The sequence below is a fragment of the Labrys methylaminiphilus subsp. lupini genome, assembly GCF_051161885.1.
Taxonomy (GTDB): Bacteria; Pseudomonadota; Alphaproteobacteria; order Rhizobiales; family Labraceae; genus Labrys.
The window spans coordinates 867,170-889,900 of record NZ_JBMDIH010000002.1 but is presented as its reverse complement, the minus strand read 5'-3'; the positions used below and the strand labels follow the sequence as shown (position 1 = coordinate 889,900).

Genomic DNA, 22,731 nt, shown 5'->3' with positions numbered 1-22,731 from the left:
CGAGGGCAAGGCTGCGCGCCCGCCGATCCGCAACACGCTAGAGGTTGCCGCGTGGTTCCCTGGGCATGCCGAGCCCTTGTTCGGCGATGATGTTGAGCTGGATCTCGTTGGTGCCGCCATAGATCGTGTCAGCCCGTGCAAACAGGAACATCTGCTGCAAGCGGTCGCGGCGCGGATCGGTGCCGACGAGGTTGGCATCCATGCGCAGGACGTCCATGGCGAGGCGCCCAAGATCGCGGTGCCAGTTCGACCATTGATATTTGTAGGTGAGGGCTTCGCGCTGCGTCGCCGCCGACGGGTCGTCGCTGTGGACCCGCATGGCGAGATAGCGCATGGCGCGCAGACCGACCCAGGCCATTGCCACGCGCTGCCTGATTGCAGGCATACGGGCCGAGCCATTTTCCTTGGCCAGTTCGATGATCAGATCGAGTTCCTGCTGGAAGCTCATTTGCTGGCCGAGCGTGGAGATCCCGCGCTCGAAGCCGAGCAGGGCCGTGGCGATCTTCCAGCCGTCGCCCGGCTGGCCGACCACATGTTCGGGACTGGCGCGGGCACCATCGAAGAACACGGAGTTGAATTCGGCACCGCCGCTGATCTGGCGGATCGGATGGATCTCGATGCCGGGCTGGTCGAGCCGCATGAGCAGGAAGATCAGGCCATTGCGCCCAACCGAGCCTTCCTCGCAACGCGCCACCACGAAGATCCAATCGGACAGATGAGCGAGCGAGGTCCAGATTTTCTGTCCCGACACGATCCAATCCCCGCTGGCAGGATCGCGCCTGGCGCGGGTTTTGATATTGCCGAAATCAGAGCCGGCGCTGGGTTCTGAATAGCCTTGGCACCAGAATTCGGTGGCATTCAGAATGCCGGGAAGAAAACGCTTCTTCTGCGCGTCGCTCCCATAGGCGATCAGCGTCGGCCCCAGCAGCCCCTCGCCGATATGCCCGATCCGGCCAGGTCCGCCGGCGCGGCCATACTCTTCTTGAAAGGCCACCTGTTCGTCGACCGAAAGCCCGCGTCCACCATGGACCAAAGGCCAGCCAGGGCAGGTCCAGCCACCAGTTGCCAGTTCACGCTCCCACGCTTTGCGCAGTTCCGGCAGCACATCCCCCTCGCCGGAGCCGCCGCGATATTTCAGCTCGGCGAACCGGCCCGAAAGATGGCTCGCCATCCAAGAGCGCACCTCGGCGCGCAGTCCCTCGAGATCGCTCATGACCGGCCTCCGTCACCGAAAAGTGCTGCGGCAATGCAATCGAGCTGTCTCTCGGATGAGCCGAGCAGGGCCGCACTCGCCTGGGCGCGCTTGAAATAAAGATGAGGGTCGTACTCCCAGGTGAAGCCGACGCCGCCATGCAGTTGGATGGCCTCCTCGGCGGCAAGGAATTGCACTTGCGTGGCGAGCACACGAGCGCCAGCGATCTCCCGCTCCGCCTCGACGGCACTTCCCGATTGCAGGGCGAGGGCAGCGCCGAAAACCAGGGAGCGTGCCTCGGCGATATCGACGACAAGCCTGGCGCAGCGATGCTTGATCGCCTGGAAGGAGGCGATGGTTCGGCCGAACTGCACGCGTCCGGCGACATAGGCCAGCGTTGCGTCAAGAGCACCTTGCGCGGCACCGACCTGCTCGGCCGCAAGGCCCAGATTGGCAAAGGCCAGTGCCGAGCGAAGCTGCATGTCGGTGACGCCGCCATCATCGATACGGCCTCTCGCTGAAACCTCGACACCGGCCAGCTCCAGCATGGCGATCGGGCGTGTCGTATCGATCACTTTATGCTGCTGGACCCGTTGGCCCTCATCGCGCCCCAGCGCGAACAGCCCCGTGGTGCCGTCCTCGAGCTCAGCCAGGGCCAGGACGAGATCGGCCCCTTCGAGATCGATCACCTGTTCGATCCGGCCGTCGAGGCGATAACCACCTGGAATGATCCGCGCCCTGAGCCCTGCATTCGCTGCGGCCTCGACAGCGCCGAGGTCGGCATAGGCAACGGTAGCGGCCATCTCACCGGCTGCGATGGCCCCGAGATATTCAGCCTTGGCCGGCTCGCTCGCGGCCGACTGCAGGAGCGGCACCGCCACGCAGACCGTCGACCAGAATGGCACACAGGCAAGCCTCGCTCCGGTGAGTTCCTGCAGGATAGCGACCTCGGTGGGTCCCAATCCCAGGCCGCCACGGTCTTCGCCGATAGCCATGGCACACCAGCCGAGTTCGCGTGAAATACGCTGCCAGAGCCTGGCGTCATGGCCGGCGCCGGCATCGACGACGCGCCTGACGGCCTCGGACGACGATTCCTCGCGCAGGAAGCGTTCGGCCTCCTCGCGGATCATCTGCTGGTCGGGTGTGAATTGGAGGAACATACAGTCCTTGGGGGGCAGGTGTTGGGCGGTCTCGTGCGCCGGGCCGGGCTCGATCTCGAGTGCCGCGGCGCATGCTCATTCATGACGAATGGCAGCGGCAAGGGCCAGCGGCATCGTCCAAATGTGGGATGCCCGACCTGCCCCGTGGCTGGTCTGCTGGGACCGGCGGCCGATGTGAGAACGCCGCCCCTGCAGTGGAGAAGGCCATGAATCCGAAGCGTTTCGTCGACAAGGCCGTGCTGATCACGGGCGCCGCTTCCGGCATCGGGCGGGCAACCGCATTGCGCCTCGCCAGCGAAGGCGCCGACGTGATCCTCGCCGACCGCAATCTGGAAGGGGCCATGCAGGTTCGCGCCGAGGCGGGCTCGCGGTTCGGCGTGCGGGCCGATGCACTCTTCTACGAGGCATCCGACACCACCTCGGCCCGGGAAATGATCAGCGCTGCCGTGGCTCTCCACGGGCGCCTCGACTGCCTCATCAACAATGCCGGCATCTACCGGCGCGACCATTTCGCCAAGCAGACCGGCGAGGAATGGTCCCAGGTCCTCGACGTCAATCTGACGAGTGTCCTTCACATCGTACAGCAGGCCTTGCCGGCGCTGATCGCTGCGCACGGCAACGTCGTCTCCACGGCCTCGACCGCCGCCTTGCAGGGCATCGCCTATGCCGCAGCCTATGCAGCATCCAAGGCCGGAATTATCGCGATGACCAAATCGCTGGCAGCCGAATATGCCCCGAGGGGCGTGCGATTCAACGCGATCTGCCCCGGCCGTATCCGAACCGAAATCGCAGCGGCCCTCGCGCCCATCGAAGACCAGGATCCCGCCATCTCGGTCCGGCCCCCCAAACTCGCGGGCAAGACATTCGGCGAGCCCGAGGATATCGCCAGTGCCTTTGCCTATCTTGCCTCCGACGAGGCCTGTTTCGTGACGGGAGCCGTGCTGGCGGTCGACGGGGCCCAGATCGTGGGTTGACCCTGCCGGCGAAAATCACCGTCGGCCGTCATCCTCCAAACGAACGATGCCGCTGCGTCTTTCCTCGTTAGCAATGGTCCCTCAAGCAAAGCCGGAGGCCGGAATGTCTCAAGTCGAAGATCGTGTTTCAGCCGAAGACCGCCTCTCAACCTTGGAATCGCGTATTCGGGCCTTGGAAGACCAACTTGCCATCAACAAATTGCTGGCCACCTACGGCCCGTCGGTCGACAGCCGGATGGGAGGAGTCACCGCTTCGCTATGGGCCGAAGATGGCAGCTTCGATTTTGGCGCGGCCCCCATGGTCGGCGCTCAGAAGGTCGGCTCTCTGGTCGATATCGAACCCCATATCGGCTATGTCGCAGCGGGCTGTGCGCATGTGATCTCCATGCCGCATGTCACCATCGACCGCGATACCGCCGTCGCAACCGGCTATTCCTGCGTCTACATCCACGAGGGTGACCGGTGGCGGGTCGAAAGGGCCGGCGCCAACCGCTGGGACCTGATCCGTACCGCCGCGGGCTGGCGCATCAAGCGTCGCACTAACCGTCTCCTGAATGGCCAGGCCGAGGCACGCGATCTCCTGTCGAACGGCGTCGCCGAGGCGGCGAAACCGCCGCGATAATGGCCGGGGGGATGTGACATGCAAGCACTTGCAGGCAAGGCGGTGATCATCACCGGAGCAGGCTCCGGCCTCGGAGCAGCCTATGCGCGCCATGCGGCGGCTCTCGGGGCCGCGATCCTTGTCAACGATGTCGATGGCAAGGCGGCGCAGGCCACGGCCGAGGCGATCACGAGAGCCGGTGGCAAAGCCATCGCGCATGCCGGCGACGTGTCGTCCTGGCCTTACGCAGAGGCGCTTGTTGAAGCCTGCCTCGATGCGTTCGGCACCTTGACCGGCCTGGTCAACAATGCCGGCATCCTGCGCACCGGCAGGGTCCTTGACCTGACCGAGGCCGACATGCGCCGAATGGTCGAGATCAACCTTGTCGGCACCGCTGCCTGCGCCAGCCACGCCGCGCGGCGAATGCTCGCCGTCGGCACCAGCGGATCGATCGTCAATGTGGCGTCTGGATCGCAGGCGGGCGATATCGGGCTTGGCGGGTATGGCGCAACGAAAGGCGCGGTCGCCTCCTTGACTTATAGCTGGGCCATGGAATTGCGTGGCACGGGCATACGCGTCAATGCACTGTCACCCTTGGCGGAGACGGCCATGGCGGCGCAGAACAAGGCACTCATGGCCGAGCAGGCCGCCAATCGGCAGGTTCATTACACCACCCTTCCCGATCCGGAGGTCAATGCGCCCGTCGTGAGCTTCCTCCTGTCCGACGCCAGCAGCAGGATCAACGGACAGGTGGTGCGCATCGCCGGACGACAACTTTCCTTCGTGACCCATCCCCTGATCGCCGAGCCGATATTGGAGGACGACTGGAGCTATGAGACGGTCGGCCGCGCCTTTGCGGAAATTCTCGCCGACAGGCAGCAACCACTCGGCCTCGGTTATGCGGGGCCTGCCAAATGAATATTTCGCCCCAGACACGCCCCGTTGCCGTCGTCACCGGCGCAAGCCGCGGCCTGGGGCGAGGCATCGCCGTCGCGCTCGGGCAAGCCGGCTTTACCGTCTACTGCACCGGCCGCAGCGACAGCCGGGCGACCGGTCCTTGGGGCGGCACCGTGCGCGAGACCGCCGATGCGGTGAGCCAGGCCGGCGGCGACGGTATCGCCGCCGTCTGCGACCATCTCGACGATGCCCAGACGCGCGCCCTTCTTCAGCGCGTCGACGCGGAGCAAAACCGGCTCGACCTTCTTGTCAACAACGCCTTCGCCATGCCCGACTGGGCTGTGCCGGACGGCAGGTTCTGGGAACGCCCCCTGTCGCTTTGGCGCGACATGATCGATGTCGGCCTGCGATCGAGCTACGTCGCCAGCCATTTCGCGGCGCCCATCATGATCCGCCAGGGTTCCGGGCTGATCGCCAACACTTCCGGCCCGGGTGGCAAGGTCTATCGCCATGCCCTGCCCTATGGCGTGGGCAAGGTCGGCCAGGACAAGCTCGCCCATGACATGGCCGTCGAGCTGCAGCCCTTCGGCGTCGCCGCGATCTCGCTCTGGCCTGGCCTGATCGGCACGGAGCGCACCCTTGCCGGCATCGAGGCCGGCGGTGTCATCGGCGCGCAAGCCGGCGACCTGCCCCATATCGAAACGCCGTTCTTCATCGGCCGCCTGCTGGCTGCCATCGTCTCGAAAGGCGATGTGATGGCGCTGAGCGGAGGCACCTTCTATTCGACCGAACTCGCCGAGCGCTACGACGTCGTCGATGTCGACGGCCGACGCCCCGATACGAGACGTCCCCTGTTCGGCACGCCTCTCTACCACCCGCTGTCAGAGACGAGGAACAAGAACCACTGATGACTTTTTCTGTGCTTACGATCAGTCAGTTTCCGCGACTGTCACTCTCTTCCAGGAACCGTATTATAGTCTCGATCGAAAGACCTTCCGGCCGCCGGCGATTCAGCTCGCGGATCCATTTGGCAAGCGCGCGGAAGCTGCACGCCGCACAAGGGGAGGCCTGACAGTGAGCAGGGTGGTTCGAATGGCACAGATGGACAGGGGCGACAATGGTGTCGAGACGGCGTTTGACCGCGATGGCGCGGCACGCACCCCAACCAATCCGCGCAAGGAACTGGTGCGAGAGCAGCTTATCGATATCGCCGCCGAACTCTTCGATTCAAAGGGCTATGCCCAGACCAGCATCAACGACATAGCCCAGGCTCTCGGGCTCGGCCGCTCCGCCGTCTACCACTATTTCCGCAACAAGGAGGAAATATTGGCGGCACTGATCGAATCCGAAGCGCTCACGCCCTCGCACCGTCTCCAGGAGCTGATGTCCGAGCCCGGTCTGGCGCCCACCGAACGCATTCGGCGGGCGGTCGTCGACGGGGTCGTCCGCCGGCTGTCGTCAGGCGCTCGCTTCATCCTGGTTTCGCGGCTGGAGACGCAGATCCCCGAGGCCCTCGGCCCGCTCTACAACCAGGGGCGGCGCCATATCTACGATTTCTATGTACGCTGTATCGCCGATGGCATCGCCAGCGGCGAATTTCGTGCCGTCGATCCGAAGATCACCGCTTTCGCTGTCATCGGCATGGCCAACTGGACCTCGCGTTGGTATTCGCCGACAGGTTCGAAGACCCCGCGCGAAATCGGCGAGATTATCGCCGACATGGCGTTGGCGGGCCTGCGCGCCCATGAGGATGGGCCACGCGATGCCGAAGCGGTACGCCAGACCATCGCCGGCCTGCGCCAGCAGATCGACGCCCTGGAAAAGCTGGTCAAATGAACGTTTCTGCCTCGGCGGGGCCAAAGGCCATCCGCCCCGTCAGTCGAATGTCACGCCAACCTGACGGATGAAGCTGCTATAGGTGTCAAATCGGATGATGGGGTCGGTCCCCTCATGGGCTCGGATATGATCCAGCACCGCCTGGCGGGACCGGCGCCACTTCGGCGGCACGATCTCCAGCATCGGCCCGTAGAGTTCCGGTGATCTGTAGTAGAGGATCGCGTGATCCTGGCCGGCAATGCGAATCTCATAGTCGCGCCGATAGCCTGCCGCCTCCACCCTGGCCGTGGCGGCGGCATGATCGTGCACCCAAAAACCCAGATGCTGCAGGCCCTCGCGGCCCGCATCCAGGAAATCTCTGTAGGGCGAGGATGCGCCGTTGGTCTGCTCGATCAATTCGATCTGGACGTCGCCGAGATAGCCGAAGGCCAGCCGCAGCTCGACCTCGACGGGCAGGCCACGATGATAAGTGATGGCGACGGGTTGGTTGACGCCCCGCTGCATGAAAAGGAAGGGACCGACGCCGAAGACCTCGATCCAATGGCGCATTGCCTTTTCGATATCGCGTACGACGAAGCCGAGCTGCGTGGCATGCCCCAGGATGGGTTCGAGTCCCGCTGCCGACACTCTCATCGCCGCCTCCGATCCAGCATCAGTTGAAGATCTCGAACAGGCCGGCCGCGCCCATGCCGCCACCGACGCACATCGTCACCACCCCGTATTTCACGCCGCGCCGGCGGCCCTCGATCAGGATATGGCCGGCGGTACGCGCACCCGTCATGCCGAAGGGATGGCCAACGGCAATGGCGCCACCATCGACGTTCAGCTTCTGCGGATCGATGCCGAGCGTGTCGCGGCAATAGACGGCCTGGCTGGCAAAGGCCTCGTTGAGTTCCCACAGGCCGATATCGTCGAGCTTGAGGCCATGCCTGTGCAGAAGCTTCGGCACGGCCAGGACCGGCCCGATCCCCATTTCCTCCGGCGCACAGCCCGCCACCGCCATGCCACGATAGGCGCCCAGGGGTTGCAGGCCGAGCTGGGCGGCGCGGCGCGCTTCCATGACGACCAGGGCCGCCGCCCCGTCGGAAAGCTGCGACGAGTTGCCGGCGGTCACATAGTCTCCGATCCTGATGACGTCGCCATCAGCGAAGACCGGCTTGAGCTTGGCCAGCCCTTCCAGATTGGTATCGGCCCGAAAGCCCTCGTCCTGCGCAAGGAGGACATCCTCGAAGCTGGTCTCGTTGGTTTCCTTGTTGACTACCATCTTGCGTGAAGCCATCGGCACGATCTCGTCATCGAAACGGCCGGCCTGATGCGCGGCGGCGGTGCGCAGCTGGCTGGTCAGCGCGAATTCATCCTGCGCCTCCCGGCTGACGCCGTATTTCCTGGCGACGATCTCCGCGGTTTCGATCATGGTCATATACATATGCGGCCACTGGGCGATCACGGCCTGCGAGCGGGCACGATAGCCATTCTTGTGCTTGTTCTGGGTCAGGCTGATCGATTCGACTCCGCCGGCAACGATGGTTTCCATACCGTCGACGATGATCTGCCTGGCCGCGATCGACACCGCCATCAGGCCCGAGGAACACATGCGATCGATCGACATGCCTGGCACGCTGTCCGGCAGGCCGGCGGCGGCAGCCGTAAGGCGCCCGATATTGTAGCCCTGCGTGCCCTGCTGGGCCGAGCATCCCATGACGACATCCTCCACCGCTTGAGGGGCGATGCCGGCGCGCTTGACTGCTTCACGAACGGCATGACCCGACAGCGTCGGCGCCTCGGTGTCGTTGAAGGCGCCGCGGAAAGCCTTGCCGATGGGAGTGCGGGCGACTGAAACGATGACGGCTTCGCGCAATGGATTGCTCCAGGACAGTTGTTTTCGGCAGGGATCCGGGTTGCTTCGGTGAGTTTTTCCATCAACGGGGCCCGGAACCGCTATTTTCCAACAACATGCCTAGGAGCGGTGGTGCGAACGAACATCGTCTGAAAAGACTAGCGACCGGTGCGGTCCGGCTCTGCCAGCGGTGAAGGATCCTCAGACGTGATAGCCGCCGTCGACATTGATGACCTGGCCGGAAATAAAGCCAGCCCGGCTAGAAGCCAGGAAGGTGACGGCCTCGGCGATGTCGATCGCCTTGCCGTTGCGGCGCAGCGGCGTGTTCATCGCTGCAGCCTGTATATATTTGTCGTCGATATAGCCAAGCTCGCTCAATTGCGTGTGCTGGCCGGTCTCGATTACGCCGAGCGCCACGCCATTGGCGCGCACGCCAAAGCGCCCTTCTTCCTTGGCCACGCCCTTCATCAGCGCCTGCACGGCGGCCTTGGGCACGACCGACAGGCCGTCGGCCGGCGCAAAGCGATACTGCGCCGAACTCTGGCAGGCGACGATCGAGCCCTGTGTCTTGCGCAGATGCGGGATGGCGAAATGCACGACGTTGAAGAAGCCGAAGGCATCATGCATGAGGTGCTTACGCATCTGTTCCGGCTCGATCTTGCTCAGATGGATCAGCGGCACCAACGGGCCGGCGGCATAGACCACCGTGTGGATGCCGCCACCCGTCTCGGCCACGCTGTCGATGAAGCCACGCGTCGCCTCGGCATTCTCGATGTTGAGCTTGTGGATCGAGGCCTTCCGCCCCTCGTCGGATACGGCGTGGGCAGATGTGACCGCCTTGGCCTGGTTGGTATGGTAGGTAAGGGCAACATCGCAGCCATCACGTGCCAACACGCGGCAGATCTCGGCCCCAACACCGCCGCTGCCGCCTATGACGATGGCGGTTCCGGCCGCCGGATAGAGCCCGCTCATGCGCTTTCTCCTTCAGGATTTCATTGCCAGTTCGGCGTAACGCCAACCGTATTCCGCCACCGGCCGGGCCAATGCGCCGGCTTCGCGCGCGTGGGCGCTCGCGGCATTGCCCTCGACCACGCGCTTCATGATGCCCTGGCGAATGGCCGCAACGCGAAACAGGCTGTAGGCGAGATAGGCATACCAATGCCGATCCGGCACGCCCTGCTGGCCGGTCGTCCGAAGATAGGCGTCGCGATAGCGCCGCTCGTCCGGAATACCGAGACTTTGGATGTCGAGATCGCCAAGGCCGCGATAGGGCTTGTTGGGGAGATGCCAGGTCAACATGTGATAGGCAAAATCCGCCATCGGCTCGCCCAGGGTCGACAACTCCCAGTCGACGACCGCGAGCACGCGCGCCTCGGTTGGATGGAAGATCAGATTGTCGATCCGGAAATCGCCATGGATCAGCGACGTGCCCGTCTGCGGCGGGAGATTGTCGGGCAGCCATTCGATCAGCCGATCCATGGCCTCGATGGTCCCGGTCTGCGAGGCCCGGTATTGCCTGGTCCAGCGCGCCACCTGCCTTGCGACGTAATCGCCCGGCTTGCCGAAATCCTCCAGCCCCATCGCCCCATGATCGATCTTGTGAAGTGCCGCCGCGATACGGTTCATCTCGCCATAGATCGCCTGGCGCTCGGCGGGTGACTGGTCGGGCAAGGCAGGCGCCCAGAACGAGCGGCCTTCGACGAAATCCATGACATAGAACATGGTGCCGACGAGGCTGTCGTCGTCGCAGAGCAGTCTGGCTCGCGCCACGGGCACATCGCTGTCGCGCAGCGCGGAGATCACGCGAAACTCGCGATCCACAGCATGCGCCGAGGGCAGCAGCCTGCCGTCCGGCTTCTTGCGCAAGACCAGGCGAGGCTTCCCGTCGAAGCTGAGCAGCATCGTCGGATTGGATTGCCCGCCACGGAAGCGCGCGACCGTCAGCTCGCCTCCGCATCCATCGAGATGAGCCTTCAGATAGGCTTGCAGCCGCGCGAGATCGATCCTGCTCTCGGCTGCAAGCGGCTCGGTGCCGGCGAAGCGGCTGGCATCCATGACCTGCCCTCCCGCTCAACCGTTGCCGGCATATTTGGCGAGCTCGAGTCGCCCGATCTGGTTGCGATGCACCTCGTCCGGACCGTCGGCGAAACGCAGCTTGCGCGCATGGGCATAATAGTTCGCCAGCACGAAATCCTGCGACAGCCCGGCGGCACCATGCGCCTGGATCGCCCAATCGATAACCTTGCAGGCCATGTTGGGCGCTGCGACCTTGATCATGCCGATCTCGGCCCTGGCCGCCTTGTTGCCGACCGTATCCATCATATGCGCTGCCTTCAGCGTCAGCAGCCGCGCCTGATCGATCAGGATGCGTGATTCGGCGATGCGCTCCAGGGTTACCGACTGCTCGCCGATCGGCCGGCCGAAGGCGACGCGGCTGTTGACGCGCCGGCACATCAATTCCAGGCAGCGCTCCGCCAGTCCGATCAGGCGCATGCAATGATGAATGCGCCCCGGGCCAAGACGACCCTGTGCAATCTCGAAGCCCCGCCCCTCGCCCAGAAGGATGTTGGACGCGGGCACGCGCACATTCTCGAAGATCATGTCCATATGCCCGTGCGGGGCATCGTCATAGCCGAACACCGACATCGGCCTGAGTACCTTGATGCCGGGCGTATCCATCGGCACCAGGATCATCGATTGCTGCTTGTGTCTGGGTGCGCTCGGATCGGTCTTGCCCATGAAGATCAGCAGCCGGCAGTGCGGATCGCCGACACCGGAGATCCACCATTTGCGGCCGTTGACGACATAGTCACCGCCGCTGCGGACGATCGAGCTTTGAATATTGGTGGCATCGCTGGAGGCAACATCCGGCTCGGTCATGGCGAAAGCCGAACGTAGCGTACCCTCGAGCATGCCAGGCAGCCAGCGCGCCTTCTGTTCCTCGGTGCCGTAGCGTTCGATCGTCTCGATATTGCCGGTGTCCGGCGCCGAGCAATTGAAGATCTGGGACGAGAAATGCACGCGTCCCATCACCTCGCAAAGCGGCGCGTATTCGGTGTTGCTCAGGTCTGCGCCATGCTCTGAATCCGGCAGGAACAGGTTCCACAACCCAGCCGCCCTCGCCTTGGCCTTGAGTTCATCGAGCACGGGCGGATGCCCCCAGCGGTCGGCCTCGACCTCCTGATGATAGCGTCGCTCATTGGGATAGACATGCTCGTCCATGAAGGCATTGAGCCTGTCGAGCAGGTCCTTGGTCCTGGTGCTGTAATCGAAATCCATCTCGCATCCGCCGCTGGTTGGCGCGGCGCCGCCGGTCCGATCGCCGGTGGCGGCCGTCTTAGGCTGCCCGTACGCCCGGCGGGTTGCCCTTCAGGACCCCAGACCGGATATTGTGCGGATCGAGCCGGCCGATGATCGCCAATTGCTCCGGGGTGGGGGCCGGCGTCGTCGTCAGGCCTTCGTCAGGCAACAATGGAAAGCCGGTGGCCTCCTGCACCTGCTGGAAGGTCACGCCGGGATGCAGTGACAGCACCCGCGCGGTGTGGCCGGGACCATTGAAATCGAACACGCAAAGATCCGTGACGACAAGGCCGAGCTTGACATCTATCGGTTTGGCGCCCTCCGGCCAGTTGCGCGGGTTGTGGCCGACGCTCGCCACCACGTCGACCTCTCCTTCGACGAAGGTGCGCTTGCTGTGGTTGGGCAGGAACATCGAGTTCTTGTGACAGATCGAATTACCCGGGAATCCGCGGACACCGAGCATGGCGACCTTGGGCTTGCGAAAATCGCCGCCAAGCGCGGAGATGTTGCCCTGGCCGAAGCGGTCGACCTGGACGGGTGTGACCATGGCATGGCGGCGCCCGCTCCAGACACTGTCGAACACGCGCGAATAGGGCATCCAGCCCGAGAATTTCGGCTGATAGTCACCGCGCGGCCCCAGCGGCACGGGATCCTCGACGAGATAGGCCTCGCCATCCGTCAGCATGAGGCCCGGCGCAAAGGTCAGTTTCGCAAGGCCGGCAGCCAGGCGCGGCAACGGGCCGATACCGGTGGCGAGCACTTCGCCATCGCCCTGCCAGGCCTGTGCGGCAGCCACGATGACCAGGTCTGCCAGTGTATAGTCTTGTGCGGTCGTCATATCGTATCCGATCAGAAAATGGGGAGCGGCAAAGCGCGGATCTCGGCCTCGCCGCCCACGCTCGCGATGTAGCCGGCCTCGTCGCTCTTCAGATATTGCTCGAAATAACGCTGCCAGCCTCCCTCTTCGCCGGCCGATGCGGCATAGCTCTTCAGGTGGCCCATGTCCCAGCCATAGGCATCGTGCGAAGCGGTCGGATGCGCACCGAGCGGCGCCTCTATCACGCCGTTCACGAGGCAGCGCTCGAACAGGTTCGACCTGGCCGTGTGCGAATGGTCGGCATCGATGCGGTCGACCAGCACTTCGCTGGTCACGAACACCCTGTCCGCCGCGCGCGCGAACAGGCCATCGAAGAACGGGTCGGGACCATCGGTCTGGGTGTTGCCCAGCCGGTCGGCCCGGCTGGCATGGATCAAGGCGGCATCGAGCCTGATTGCCGGCATCGCCAGCAATACCTCGCCATCGTCATAGGGCGATTTCACCGTCCTGAAATGCGGATTATAGGTCATGACGCCAGAGCCGAGTCCGACGCGCGTCGCCGCGAAGGGTAGATTATGGCCCGCTGCCTGCAGCCCGAGCAGCAGCAGACCCTCGTCCAGTTCCGAGACCTCGACGGCACCCGCCTCGCGGGCCTTGCGGAAATAGGGTTCGATCGGCATGGCATCGAGCGATACGAAGCCGTAGATCAGCTTCCGGACCTTGCCAGCCGCGCACAGCATGCCGATCTCCGGCCCGCCATAGGCGACCAGCGTCAGATCCTTGAGATCGGAGCGCAGGATCTCGCGCACGAGCGCCATGGGCTTGCGCCGCGGTCCCCAACCGCCGATGCCGATCGTCATGCCGCTGCTGAGCTGGCCGACTGCCGTTGCCAGGTCCATCTGCTTGTTCATAATGTCCTATTCCGTCTGGTCTTGAATGGGTTCGGCACGGGCGGCGACATCAGCCATGGAAGCCGCGGCCTTCGGCAACCAGCCTTTCGATGAGAGCGGCAGGGCGGAAATAATCGTCGCCCACCAGGCCGGCATATTTCTCTAGGGCCAACTTGACTTTCGCCAAGCCGATCTGGTCGGCGTGGAACATCGGCCCCCCCAGATAGGCCGGGAAACCCAGGCCGCTGGTCCAGATGACGTCGATATCGCCGGGCCGCGCCGCGGCCTTCTCCTCCAGGATCCGCGCCGCCTCGTTGATCATGGCAAACAGGCAACGCTCCAGGATCTCCTCGTCGCTGATGCTGCGCGCTGCAAAGCCGCGCTCGCGCCGATGGGCATCGAGTATATCGTCGACGGCCGGATCATGGGCAGCCTTGCGGTTCTCGTCATAGACATAATAGCCCGCGCCCGATTTCTGGCCGAGCCGGCCGGCTCCAACCAGCTTGTCGACGATGGCGCATTGCTGCTCGCGCAGCGACATGCGAGGCAGACGAGCCCTTCGGGCGGCGGCCATGATGTCCATGCCGGCGAGATCGGCCAGGGCGAACGGCCCGATGGGGAAACCGAACGTGGTGAGCACCCGGTCGACCTGAAGGGGTGTCGCCCCCTCCTCGAGCAGGAACTGGGCTTCCCGCGTCCGCTTGGAGAGCATGCGGTTGGCGACAAAGCCTTCCGAGCGGCCGACCATCACCGGCACCTTGCCCAGGCGCTTGCCCAGCGCCATCGTGGTCGCCAGCACGTCCAAGGACGTTTTCGCGGAGCGCACATTTTCGAGCAGCTTCATGACATTGGCCGGATTGAAGAAGTGCATGCCGACCATGCGGCCGGGATTCCTGCAACTGCCCGCGAGTTCCTCGATGTCGAGGAAGGAGGTGTTGGTCGCCAGGATCGCATCGTCGCGAACCGCCCCCTCGAGCCTGGAGAAGACCTCCTTCTTCTCCGCCATATCCTCGGTCACCGCCTCGAGGGCAAGATCGATGTCGCCAAGCCCGTCATAGGTCGTGGCCGGGGTCAGCAGCCCCATGCGCCGCGTCATCTCCTCGGCCGTCAAGACGCCGCGCTTGACCAGGCTCTCATAGCTTTTACCGATCGCCCCGACCGCCGTAGCGAGCCCCTCTTCCGACAAGCCGACCAGTGTGACGGGGATGCCGATATTGAGGAAGCATGTGGCGATGCCGCGGCCCATGACGCCGGGGCCGACGACGGCTACCTTCCTTACCTCCCGGGCCTTTATCTCAGCGCCGACACCGTCAATCCTGAAAGCTTCGCGCTCCGCCGCGAAGACATGGCGCAGCGCCTTCGACTGCTGTGAGCCAAGCAACTCCCTGCAAGTCTGATATTCGCGAGCGATAGCTTCGGCCACGGGCGTTTCGGCTACCATCCGAACTAGATCCACCGCTATAAGAGGTGCCTTGAACCCTTTGTATTTCCTAGATAATAACGCTCGACTTGCTTCGAGTACGGTCGGGTCGAAGGCCGGGATTGGCAGATCGCTGGTGCGGCGCATCCTGGCGCCTTCGGCAACCACCTTCCCGGCGAAGGCGACGGCCGCAGCCTCGAGATCGCCACTGACTACGTCGTCGATGAGGCCCCTCTCGCATGCATCACGCGCTGAAACCTGTCCTCCCTCGCTGATCATCGCCAGCGCCTGTTCCACGCCCACCAGGCGCGGCAGACGCACCGTGCCGCCGGAGCCCGGCAGGATGCCGAGCTTGACCTCGGGCAGGCCGACCCTAGCGCCTTCGAGCGCGATACGATAGCTGCAGGCCAGCGCCACCTCGAGCCCCCCGCCGAGCGCCGTGCCGTGGATTGCGGCGATGATCGGCTTGGTGGCCGCATCGAGCCTGTCGATGACCTCGCCCAGGAGCGGCGGCACCATAGGCTTGTTGAATTCATGAATGTCGGCGCCGGCGATGAAGGTGCGTCCCCGGCAGATGATCGCCATGGCGCGCGCATCCGCATCGCCTTCCAGCATCCTCACCGCCTCGATCAATCCCGCGCGCACTGAATACGACAGGGCATTAACCGGTGGATTGTCGACAGCCGCAAGCAGGATGTCGCCTTGCCGGACGATCGATACGGATCTTGCGAGCAACTCGGTCATGCCGGCATTCCTTCCATATTGTTCGCCGCCTGGCCCATGACCAGCACCACCTTGCCCTTGACCGCCCGTTCCATGACGAGATCCAGCGCTTCGTCAAAGCGATCGAGGGAATACTGGGCCGAGATGTGCGGCTTGAGCCTGCCTTTGGCGAACCAATCCATCAGTTCGGCGATATTACCGGCATTCCTTTCAGGCATTGCACGCGCAAAGGCACCCCAGAACACGCCGATCAGGGCCGATTGCTTGAGAAGCAGCAGATTGAGGGCGATCTGGGGAATGTCACCCGCTGCAAAGCCGATCACCAGCATGCGTCCGAATAGTGCGAGGCTACGCACCGCCGTCTCGGTCATGGCTCCACCGACCGGATCATAGACGATGTCAACACCCTGCCCGTCGGTCAGGGCCTTGATGCGCTGGCGCAGGTCCTCCCTGGCATAATTGATTGTCTCGTCCGCGCCGTGGGTGCGGCAGAGCGCGAGCTTCTCGTCGCTGGAAGCAGCGGCGATGATGCGGGCGCCCATCTGCTTGCCGAGTTCGACGGCGGTAAGGCCGACACCACCCGCCGCACCCAGGACGAGTAAGGTCTCGCCCGCCTTGAGCTGCGCCCGATCCTTGAGCGCATGATGGGAGGTGGCATAGGTGATGAGAAAGCCGGCGGCCTCGACAAAACTCATTTCAGCCGGGATCGGAAATACCCGCCCGGCATCGAGCGCAACCTGCTCGCCATAGCCGCCAATGCCGGCAAAGCCGAGCACGCGCATGCCGATCTCAAGATATTCGACGCCCAGCCCCACCGACACGACGATACCGGCAACTTCGCTGCCGGGCGTGAAGGGGAGCTCGGGCCTGGTCTGATATTTGCCCTCGACCATCAGGCCGTCGAAGAAATTGATACCGCACGCGTGGGTCTGGATCACGACCTGCCCGGGACCTGCCACGGGCTCCGGCACGTCTTCGATCCGGAGCCCCGCCCGCGGCGCAAACATTTTGCAGACGACTGCTTTCATACCTGTACCGCCGAACCGGCCTTGCCAAATTCATCCATTGTCCAAGCAATGGAACATGGCCCCGGGCCAAACATCGTCTGATGAGACTAGTCGCGAGAACTCAGGCGGGCGCGGGCCGAAAGAGCGCCCCTCCAGGCCTTTAATCCATTCGGACGATGCCGGCCGCGCCTCGACACGCAGCTTGCGGATTGTGTTTGAAGGAGAATGAACAATGGCCCGCCTGGCAGGCAAGGTGGCAATTATCACCGGTGCAACCGGCGGAATCGGAGAAGCGGCCGCCCACTTGTTCGCCGAAGAGGGTGCCAAGGTCGCCGTCACCGGCCGCAGCCGAGGCAAGGGCGAGGCAGTCGCCGCCGGGATCAACGCACGGGGAGGCACGGCGCGCTATCTCGAGATGGACGTCACCCTGCCCGACAGCGTCGGGGCCTGCTTCAGGACGGTGGCGGAAACCTGGGGTAGGCTCGATGTGCTCTACAACAATGCCGGCGGCTCGAGCTCGGCCGATGGGCCGGTCACCACCACCCCGGTCGAGGAATTCTGGCGCTGCATCAAGCTCGACCTGTTCGGCACCTGGCTGTGCTGCCGCCATGCCATCCCGCTGATGCAGGAATGCGGCGGCGGGTCGATCGTCAATTGCTCCTCCATCGTAGGTGCCATGGGCATCCCCAACCGCGATGCCTACACCGCGGCCAAGGGCGGTGTCATCTCGCTCACCCGTTCGATGGCGGTAGAATTCGCCAAGGACAGGATCCGCGTCAATGTCCTGGTGCCGGGCGCGGTCGCCACCGACCGCGTTCTCGGTTTCTTCGAACGCGAGCCCCATCTCAAGGCGCAATGGGACGCCTATCTACTCGGGATCGCCGAACCGATCGACGTCGCCAGGGCCGCTCTCTATCTGGCTTGCGACGACTCGCGGCGCATGACCGGCCACCAGCTTCCCATCGACGGCGGCATTCTGATTTCGTGATCGCCACTTCCGCCGATCCTTAGTCTATGCAGACGATGACCGGCCGAAGAACACGCGTTGAAGTCGGTGCAAATCCCATCCGAGGGCAGGTAGACGATCATGGAAACCCTGAGCCAGATCCTGGCGCGGAATGTGCGCCTCATCGGCGAGCGCACCTTCATCGTGACCGACGATGAAACGCTGACCTATGCGGCATTTTCCCGGCGTACCGCCCAGCTTGCCCATGTGCTCAAAGCGCGCGGCGTCGCCAAGGGCGATCGGGTTGGTCTCTATCTGCCGAGTACGCCGATGATGGCGATCGGCTTTTGGGCATGCCAGAGGCTCGGCGCGATTCCCGCTCCGCTCAGCGCCATGTTCCGCCATGCCGAACTGCGCAAGATCATGCCGCAGACCGGCATGAAGGCACTGATCGCCGACAGCACGACCTGGCCCTATTTTGCCGAAATCCGCCATGAATTCCCCGATCTCGCGCATCGCCTGGTGGCCTCGGGCACCGGGGGTGCCGACGATCTAGCCATCTTGATGGCGCAGGCATCGCCGATGTTCGAGGACGTGGCCTGCGACGGCGCGGACATTTGCGCGCTCTTCTTCACGTCCGGCACGACCGGCGCCCCCAAGGGCATCGTGCAATCGCAGTTCAACCAATGCTCGACATTACGGGATATGATGGTCTCCCATCGCACCCGCTTTGGACGAGAAACCTATCTGTGCGCGGTGCCGCTGTTCACCAATTTCGGCCTGACGGTGACCCTCAATCTGTGTGTGTATACGGGCGGCAGCATCGTATTGCACGAACGCTGGGATACCCTGCGCGTGCTGGCCGATATCAGCCGCTATAAGGCGACCTATTTCGGCGGCACACCGACCATGTACGCCTACATGGTCAATGAGGTCGATCCGGACGAGCACGACCTCTCCTCCCTGCGCGTGTGCGTCACCGGCGGCTCCCCGGTGCCCCAGCCCGTGATCCGCCGGTTCGAGGCGCTGTCCGGAGCACGCGTTACCCAGGTCTATGGCTCAACCGAAACCTGCGGCCAGAACGTCATGGAGCCCACCGCCGGCACCCGCAAGCCCGGCTCCGCCGGCCTTCCGGTCGGCAGCTCGCGCATCCTGATCATCGACGACGAGGGCCGCCCTCTCCCGCAAGGCGAGATCGGCGAGGTCGTCATTTCGGGTGATTGCGTGTCCCAGGGCTATTGGCGGGATGAAAAAGCGACGGAAGAAGCCTTCAGCGATGGCGGATGGAAATCGGGCGATCTGGGTTATCTGGACGAAGACGGTTATCTGTTCATCGTCGACCGCAAGAAGGACGTCATCATCGCCGGCGGCCACAATGTCTATCCGCTGGAGATCGAGGCGCTTCTCTACAAGCACCCCGCGATCGCCCTGTGCGCGGTGGTCGGCGCGCCGGACGAGAGCAAGGGCGAGATCCCCGTCGCCATCGTGGTCAAGGCGCAAGGCCAGGAAACCTCATCCGAGGAGCTCATTCGCTATTGCCGCGACAATCTGGCGGCCTACAAGGCACCGCGTGCCATCCACTTCATCGACACCATGCCGGTTGAGGCGGCAAAGATCCGCAAGCGCGAACTGGTGTCGGCGCTGCACGAGAACCGCCTGGACGATTTCAGGAACAGGTGAGGCGTCGATGGCGCGTTCATTGCGCCGGCTTCGTCGACGGCGCAGCCTGTGTGCTGGCCTGTGCCTTGCGCTCGGCGCGGTTGGCCAGGAACTCCTCCAGCGTGCCGACGAGGCCCTTGCGCAGGAAGAGCACGCACAGCACGAAGATCACGCCCTGTACCACCACCACCCACGCGCCGAGCGTTGCCAATTCCCGCTGCAGGACCACGACGACGGCAGCGCCGACGACTGGACCGAGCAAGGTGCCGACGCCGCCGATCAACGTCATCAGCAATACATCGGCCGAGGTCGTGAAATAGACGTCGGCCAATGAGGCGAGCTGGAAGATGATCGCCTTCATGCCGCCCGCCACGCCCGACAGCATTGCCGAAAGCGTGAATGCGATCAGCTTGAAACGATCGGTCGAATAGCCAAGCGAGATCGCCCGCGGCTCGTTCTCGCGGATCGATTTCAGCGTCTGGCCGAACGGTGAATGGATGACGCGATAGACGAAGGCGAAACCGGCGAGGAACACTGCCAGCGTGACGTAATACAGGTTGAGCGTATCGGACAGGTCGACCAGGCCGAACAGGGTGCCGCGGGGCACGGACTGGATGCCGTCCTCGCCATGGGTCCATGGCGATTGCACGACGTAGAAATAGACGATCTGGGCCAATGCCAGCGTGATCATGGCAAAGTAGAGCCCCTGCCGGCATATCGCCAGCCAGCCGAACAAGGCACCGATGGCGGTGGCCGCCATGACACCGAGCAGGAGGGCGAGTTCCGGCGGCAGCCCCCATGCCACGGCCGCATGGGCCGTCACATAGGCCGAAGCCCCGTAGAAGGCGGCATGGCCGAAGGCGAGCAGGCCGACATAACCGAAGATCAGATTGTAGGCCAAGGCAAAGAGCGCCAGCACCAGGATCTTCATGCCCAGCACCGGATAGACCAGGAATGGCAGGAAGCACCCGCCCAGCGCGAAGATCGCGAGCCACAGGCGCCCGTTTTCCAGGAAGCCGCCCGAACGGCCCGACGAGACGTCGGTCACCGAATGGCTCGATGTCTGCCTGCCGAACAGGCCGGCCGGCCGGAAGATCAGCACCAGCGCCATGATGACGAAGATCACCGTTGACGAGGCCTGCGGATAGAAGACCTTGGTCAGCCCCTCGATCACGCCCAGCATCAGGCCTGAGACGATGGCGCCTGAGATCGAACCCATGCCGCCGATCACCACGACCGCAAAGGTGGTGATGATGATGCTTTGCCCCATCTGGGGGCTGATCTGGTAGATCGGGGCGGCCATCACACCGGCGAAGCCGGCAAGGCCGACGCCGAAGCCATAGGTCAACATCAGCATCCGTGGCACATTGATGCCGAACGTGCGGACCAGATCGGGGTTTTCGGTCGCGGCCCTTAAATAGGACCCGAGCCTGGTGCGCTCGATCACGTACCAGGTGCCGAAGCACATGACGATGGCGGCCACGATGACCCAGGCGCGATAGAACGGCAGGACCATGAAGCCCAGATTGAGGCCGCCCTTGAGGGAGGTGGGCACACCGTACATCTGGCCCGCGGCGCCATAATGGACGTTGAACACCCCCTCGATCGCCATGGCAAGGCCGACGGTCAACAGCAGGCCATAGGCGTGGTCGAGATCGTAGATGCGGCGAATGAAGATGCGCTCGGTCAGGCAGCCGATGAGGGCAACCATCACCGGCACGAGGACGAGCGCCCACCAATAGCCCACGGATGGCAGGCCGATGCCGGGAAACAGCTCCGGCAGGCGCAGCAGAAACCAGGCTCCGAACGCGCCGAGCATATATTGCGCGCCATGGACGAAGTTGCCGATGCGCAGCATGCCGAAGATGATCGCCACGCCCAGGCTCATCATGGCGTAGAAGGAACCATTGATGAGACCAACCAGCAGCTGGCCGAAAAGGAGGGTCGGCGAGATGCCGAACAGGTCCAGCATGGCAGTCATACCCCGAGATAGGCGTGGATCTTGCCTTCGTTGCCGGCGAGCTCGTCACGGCTGAAGCAATCGACCACCCTGCCGTGATCGACGACGAAATGGCGGTCGGCGAGTTTCGATGCGAAGGCGAAGTTCTGCTCGACCATCAGAATGGTGAAGCCCCTGGCCTTGAGTACCTCGATTGCCCGAGCGATCTGCTTGACGATGACCGGCGCCAGCCCCTCGGTCGGCTCGTCGAAGATCAGCAACCTGGCGCCCGTGCGCAGGATGCGGCCGATGGCCAACATCTGCTGCTCGCCGCCAGACAATCTGGTGCCGGGGCTAGACCAGCGCGCCTTCAGGTTCGGGAACAAGGCGAGGATTTCGTCCAGGCCCATGCCGTCGGACGCGATGAGCGGCGGCAGCACCAGATTCTCGCCAACCGACAGGCTCGAAAATATGCCCCGCTCCTCCGGGCAATAGGCAATGCCGCGGCGTGCGATGATCTCCGGCGCCTCGGCCGTGACGTTTCGGCCGCGATAGGCGATGGTACCGGTTTTCTTGCGGACCAGGCCCATGATGCAGCGCAAGGTGGTGGTCTTGCCCGCGCCGTTGCGGCCGATGAGCGTCACAAGCTCGCCCTCCCCGACCTTGAAACTCAGGCCGTGAAGAGCCTTGCTCTCGCCATACCAGGCGTGCAGTTCGGCGACGTCGAGTACCGGTTTCGATATCTCAATCATCCGGGCCACCGATATAGGCTTCGATGACGCGCGGATCGCGCGACACGGTGTCATAGGGACCTTCGGCGAGCACGCGCCCCTGGGCGAGCACCGTGACGGTATCCGACAGGGCGGCAACGACCGGCAGATTGTGCTCGACCATGAGAATGGTGCGCTTGGCCGACACCGCGCCGATCAACTGCGCAATACGCTCGACGTCCTCCTGGCCCAGGCCGGAGGTCGGCTCGTCGAGCAGCAGCATGCGCGGATCCAGCGCCAGGGTCGTGGCGATTTCCAGCGCGCGCTTGCGGCCATAGGACAGGTTTACGGCGACGTGATCGCGATGATCGAGCAGGCCGACCGTATCGAGCAGTTCATCGACGCGCTCATCGAAACGGGCGAGGCTGCGTTCGCTCTGCCAGAAGCGGTAGGGCGCGCCGGACGAACGCTGCAGCGCTATGCGAACATTCTCGCGCACGCTCATGCGGGGGAACACGGCCGAGATCTGAAAGGAACGGACAATGCCCTTGCGCGCCACCTGCTCGGGACACAGCGCGGTAATGTCTTCGCCGTCATAGCGGATCGTGCCCCCGCTCGGGGCAAGAAACTTCGTAATGAGGTTGAAGGTGGTCGTCTTGCCGGCTCCGTTCGGGCCGATCAGGGCGTGGATGGTGTTGCGCCGGACCTTGAGCCCGACATCCTCGACGGCCGCAAAACCGTTGAAGTACCGGCTCAGGCCCTTCGCCTCGATGATGTAATCGCCAGCACCTCCGCGCACCTCGTTTTCCATCTTGCTGCCTCG

General features: G+C 63.9%; 21 protein-coding genes. 7 read left to right on the top strand and 14 right to left on the bottom strand.

The genetic code is table 11. From position 1 onward, the window contains the following. Nucleotides 1–37: 37 nt before the first annotated feature. Nucleotides 38–1,213 (bottom strand): acyl-CoA dehydrogenase family protein, encoded by a 1,176-nt coding sequence (locus tag ACN6KF_RS29795; RefSeq protein WP_434960495.1) that lies wholly within the window; start codon nt 1,211–1,213, stop codon nt 38–40. After that, nucleotides 1,210–2,352, bottom strand: a complete 1,143-nt coding sequence (locus ACN6KF_RS29790; protein WP_434960494.1) for an acyl-CoA dehydrogenase family protein — start codon at nt 2,350–2,352, stop codon at nt 1,210–1,212. The genes ACN6KF_RS29795 and ACN6KF_RS29790 overlap by 4 nt, the downstream gene beginning before the upstream one ends. 206 nt (nt 2,353–2,558) lie before the next feature. Between ACN6KF_RS29790 and ACN6KF_RS29785 the strand changes: the two genes are divergently transcribed. From ACN6KF_RS29785 to ACN6KF_RS29765, 5 genes are all read left to right on the top strand, one after another. Continuing rightward, entirely contained in the window at nt 2,559–3,326 is a 768-nt protein-coding gene (locus ACN6KF_RS29785; protein ID WP_434960493.1) for an SDR family NAD(P)-dependent oxidoreductase, read from the top strand. 103 nt (nt 3,327–3,429) lie between these two features. After that, nucleotides 3,430–3,948 carry a nuclear transport factor 2 family protein gene (locus tag ACN6KF_RS29780; protein WP_434960492.1) on the top strand — a complete coding sequence of 173 codons (519 nt, stop codon included), beginning with the start codon at nt 3,430–3,432 and terminating at the stop codon, nt 3,946–3,948. A gap of 18 nt (nt 3,949–3,966) precedes the next feature. After that, entirely contained in the window at nt 3,967–4,845 is an 879-nt protein-coding gene (locus ACN6KF_RS29775) for an SDR family NAD(P)-dependent oxidoreductase (RefSeq protein ID WP_434960491.1), read from the top strand. Continuing rightward, nucleotides 4,842–5,732 carry an SDR family NAD(P)-dependent oxidoreductase gene (locus ACN6KF_RS29770; RefSeq protein ID WP_434960490.1) on the top strand — a complete coding sequence of 297 codons (891 nt, stop codon included), beginning with the start codon at nt 4,842–4,844 and terminating at the stop codon, nt 5,730–5,732. The genes ACN6KF_RS29775 and ACN6KF_RS29770 overlap by 4 nt, the downstream gene beginning before the upstream one ends. Nucleotides 5,733–5,916: 184 nt before the next feature. Continuing rightward, nucleotides 5,917–6,660 (top strand): TetR/AcrR family transcriptional regulator, encoded by a 744-nt coding sequence (locus ACN6KF_RS29765; protein ID WP_434960489.1) that lies wholly within the window; start codon nt 5,917–5,919, stop codon nt 6,658–6,660. 39 nt (nt 6,661–6,699) lie between these two features. Here the strand turns inward: ACN6KF_RS29765 and ACN6KF_RS29760 are convergent, their stop codons facing one another. From ACN6KF_RS29760 to ACN6KF_RS29720, 9 genes are all read right to left on the bottom strand, one after another. Next, a complete protein-coding gene (locus ACN6KF_RS29760; RefSeq protein WP_434960488.1) occupies nt 6,700–7,293 on the bottom strand; it encodes a VOC family protein in 594 nt (197 codons plus the stop codon). A 19-nt stretch (nt 7,294–7,312) separates the two neighbouring features. Next, entirely contained in the window at nt 7,313–8,518 is a 1,206-nt protein-coding gene (locus tag ACN6KF_RS29755) for an acetyl-CoA C-acyltransferase (protein ID WP_434960487.1), read from the bottom strand. 180 nt (nt 8,519–8,698) lie between these two features. Continuing rightward, a complete protein-coding gene (locus tag ACN6KF_RS29750) occupies nt 8,699–9,469 on the bottom strand; it encodes an SDR family NAD(P)-dependent oxidoreductase (protein ID WP_434960486.1) in 771 nt (256 codons plus the stop codon). 12 nt (nt 9,470–9,481) lie between these two features. After that, nucleotides 9,482–10,552, bottom strand: a complete 1,071-nt coding sequence (locus ACN6KF_RS29745) for a phosphotransferase (RefSeq protein ID WP_434960485.1) — start codon at nt 10,550–10,552, stop codon at nt 9,482–9,484. Nucleotides 10,553–10,567: 15 nt separating this feature from the next. After that, nucleotides 10,568–11,776, bottom strand: a complete 1,209-nt coding sequence (locus tag ACN6KF_RS29740) for an acyl-CoA dehydrogenase family protein (protein WP_434960484.1) — start codon at nt 11,774–11,776, stop codon at nt 10,568–10,570. A 58-nt stretch (nt 11,777–11,834) separates the two neighbouring features. Continuing rightward, a complete protein-coding gene (locus ACN6KF_RS29735) occupies nt 11,835–12,635 on the bottom strand; it encodes a CoA-transferase subunit beta (RefSeq protein ID WP_434960483.1) in 801 nt (266 codons plus the stop codon). Between the two features lie 11 nt (nt 12,636–12,646). After that, the gene (locus ACN6KF_RS29730; RefSeq protein WP_434960482.1) at nt 12,647–13,525 is read right to left on the bottom strand and encodes a CoA transferase subunit A; all 879 of its coding nucleotides are present in this window, start codon (nt 13,523–13,525) and stop codon (nt 12,647–12,649) included. Nucleotides 13,526–13,574: 49 nt separating this feature from the next. Further along, the gene (locus tag ACN6KF_RS29725) at nt 13,575–15,668 is read right to left on the bottom strand and encodes a 3-hydroxyacyl-CoA dehydrogenase NAD-binding domain-containing protein (protein ID WP_434960481.1); all 2,094 of its coding nucleotides are present in this window, start codon (nt 15,666–15,668) and stop codon (nt 13,575–13,577) included. Beyond that, nucleotides 15,665–16,675 carry an NADPH:quinone oxidoreductase family protein gene (locus ACN6KF_RS29720; RefSeq protein ID WP_434960480.1) on the bottom strand — a complete coding sequence of 337 codons (1,011 nt, stop codon included), beginning with the start codon at nt 16,673–16,675 and terminating at the stop codon, nt 15,665–15,667. Before ACN6KF_RS29720 ends, ACN6KF_RS29725 begins: the two co-directional genes overlap by 4 nt. Before the next feature lie 211 nt (nt 16,676–16,886). Between ACN6KF_RS29720 and ACN6KF_RS29715 the strand changes: the two genes are divergently transcribed. Both ACN6KF_RS29715 and ACN6KF_RS29710 read left to right on the top strand, forming a co-directional pair. After that, nucleotides 16,887–17,642 (top strand): SDR family NAD(P)-dependent oxidoreductase, encoded by a 756-nt coding sequence (locus ACN6KF_RS29715; protein ID WP_434960479.1) that lies wholly within the window; start codon nt 16,887–16,889, stop codon nt 17,640–17,642. 99 nt (nt 17,643–17,741) lie between these two features. After that, nucleotides 17,742–19,280, top strand: a complete 1,539-nt coding sequence (locus tag ACN6KF_RS29710) for a class I adenylate-forming enzyme family protein (RefSeq protein ID WP_434960478.1) — start codon at nt 17,742–17,744, stop codon at nt 19,278–19,280. A 16-nt stretch (nt 19,281–19,296) separates the two neighbouring features. Here ACN6KF_RS29710 and ACN6KF_RS29705 read toward each other — a convergent pair whose 3' ends face one another. The 3 genes from ACN6KF_RS29705 to ACN6KF_RS29695 are packed head-to-tail and all read right to left on the bottom strand — an operon-like array spanning nt 19,297 to nt 22,719. Next, entirely contained in the window at nt 19,297–21,231 is a 1,935-nt protein-coding gene (locus ACN6KF_RS29705) for an ABC transporter permease (RefSeq protein WP_434960477.1), read from the bottom strand. Nucleotides 21,232–21,236: 5 nt separating this feature from the next. Continuing rightward, the gene (locus ACN6KF_RS29700) at nt 21,237–21,950 is read right to left on the bottom strand and encodes an ABC transporter ATP-binding protein (RefSeq protein ID WP_434960476.1); all 714 of its coding nucleotides are present in this window, start codon (nt 21,948–21,950) and stop codon (nt 21,237–21,239) included. Beyond that, entirely contained in the window at nt 21,943–22,719 is a 777-nt protein-coding gene (locus ACN6KF_RS29695; RefSeq protein WP_434960475.1) for an ABC transporter ATP-binding protein, read from the bottom strand. The genes ACN6KF_RS29700 and ACN6KF_RS29695 overlap by 8 nt, the downstream gene beginning before the upstream one ends. Nucleotides 22,720–22,731 lie beyond the last annotated feature (12 nt).

Coding starts and splice junctions, on each gene's coding strand:
- ACN6KF_RS29795 (WP_434960495.1), bottom strand. CDS start 1,213: ATGAGCGATCTCGAGGGACTGCGCGCCGAGGTGCGCTCTTGGATGGCG.
- ACN6KF_RS29790 (WP_434960494.1), bottom strand. CDS start 2,352: ATGTTCCTCCAATTCACACCCGACCAGCAGATGATCCGCGAGGAGGCC.
- ACN6KF_RS29785 (WP_434960493.1), top strand. CDS start 2,559: ATGAATCCGAAGCGTTTCGTCGACAAGGCCGTGCTGATCACGGGCGCC.
- ACN6KF_RS29780 (WP_434960492.1), top strand. CDS start 3,430: ATGTCTCAAGTCGAAGATCGTGTTTCAGCCGAAGACCGCCTCTCAACC.
- ACN6KF_RS29775 (WP_434960491.1), top strand. CDS start 3,967: ATGCAAGCACTTGCAGGCAAGGCGGTGATCATCACCGGAGCAGGCTCC.
- ACN6KF_RS29770 (WP_434960490.1), top strand. CDS start 4,842: ATGAATATTTCGCCCCAGACACGCCCCGTTGCCGTCGTCACCGGCGCA.
- ACN6KF_RS29765 (WP_434960489.1), top strand. CDS start 5,917: ATGGCACAGATGGACAGGGGCGACAATGGTGTCGAGACGGCGTTTGAC.
- ACN6KF_RS29760 (WP_434960488.1), bottom strand. CDS start 7,293: ATGAGAGTGTCGGCAGCGGGACTCGAACCCATCCTGGGGCATGCCACG.
- ACN6KF_RS29750 (WP_434960486.1), bottom strand. CDS start 9,469: ATGAGCGGGCTCTATCCGGCGGCCGGAACCGCCATCGTCATAGGCGGC.
- ACN6KF_RS29745 (WP_434960485.1), bottom strand. CDS start 10,552: ATGGATGCCAGCCGCTTCGCCGGCACCGAGCCGCTTGCAGCCGAGAGC.
- ACN6KF_RS29740 (WP_434960484.1), bottom strand. CDS start 11,776: ATGGATTTCGATTACAGCACCAGGACCAAGGACCTGCTCGACAGGCTC.
- ACN6KF_RS29735 (WP_434960483.1), bottom strand. CDS start 12,635: ATGACGACCGCACAAGACTATACACTGGCAGACCTGGTCATCGTGGCT.
- ACN6KF_RS29730 (WP_434960482.1), bottom strand. CDS start 13,525: ATGAACAAGCAGATGGACCTGGCAACGGCAGTCGGCCAGCTCAGCAGC.
- ACN6KF_RS29725 (WP_434960481.1), bottom strand. CDS start 15,668: ATGACCGAGTTGCTCGCAAGATCCGTATCGATCGTCCGGCAAGGCGAC.
- ACN6KF_RS29720 (WP_434960480.1), bottom strand. CDS start 16,675: ATGAAAGCAGTCGTCTGCAAAATGTTTGCGCCGCGGGCGGGGCTCCGG.
- ACN6KF_RS29715 (WP_434960479.1), top strand. CDS start 16,887: ATGGCCCGCCTGGCAGGCAAGGTGGCAATTATCACCGGTGCAACCGGC.
- ACN6KF_RS29710 (WP_434960478.1), top strand. CDS start 17,742: ATGGAAACCCTGAGCCAGATCCTGGCGCGGAATGTGCGCCTCATCGGC.
- ACN6KF_RS29705 (WP_434960477.1), bottom strand. CDS start 21,231: ATGCTGGACCTGTTCGGCATCTCGCCGACCCTCCTTTTCGGCCAGCTG.
- ACN6KF_RS29700 (WP_434960476.1), bottom strand. CDS start 21,950: ATGATTGAGATATCGAAACCGGTACTCGACGTCGCCGAACTGCACGCC.
- ACN6KF_RS29695 (WP_434960475.1), bottom strand. CDS start 22,719: ATGGAAAACGAGGTGCGCGGAGGTGCTGGCGATTACATCATCGAGGCG.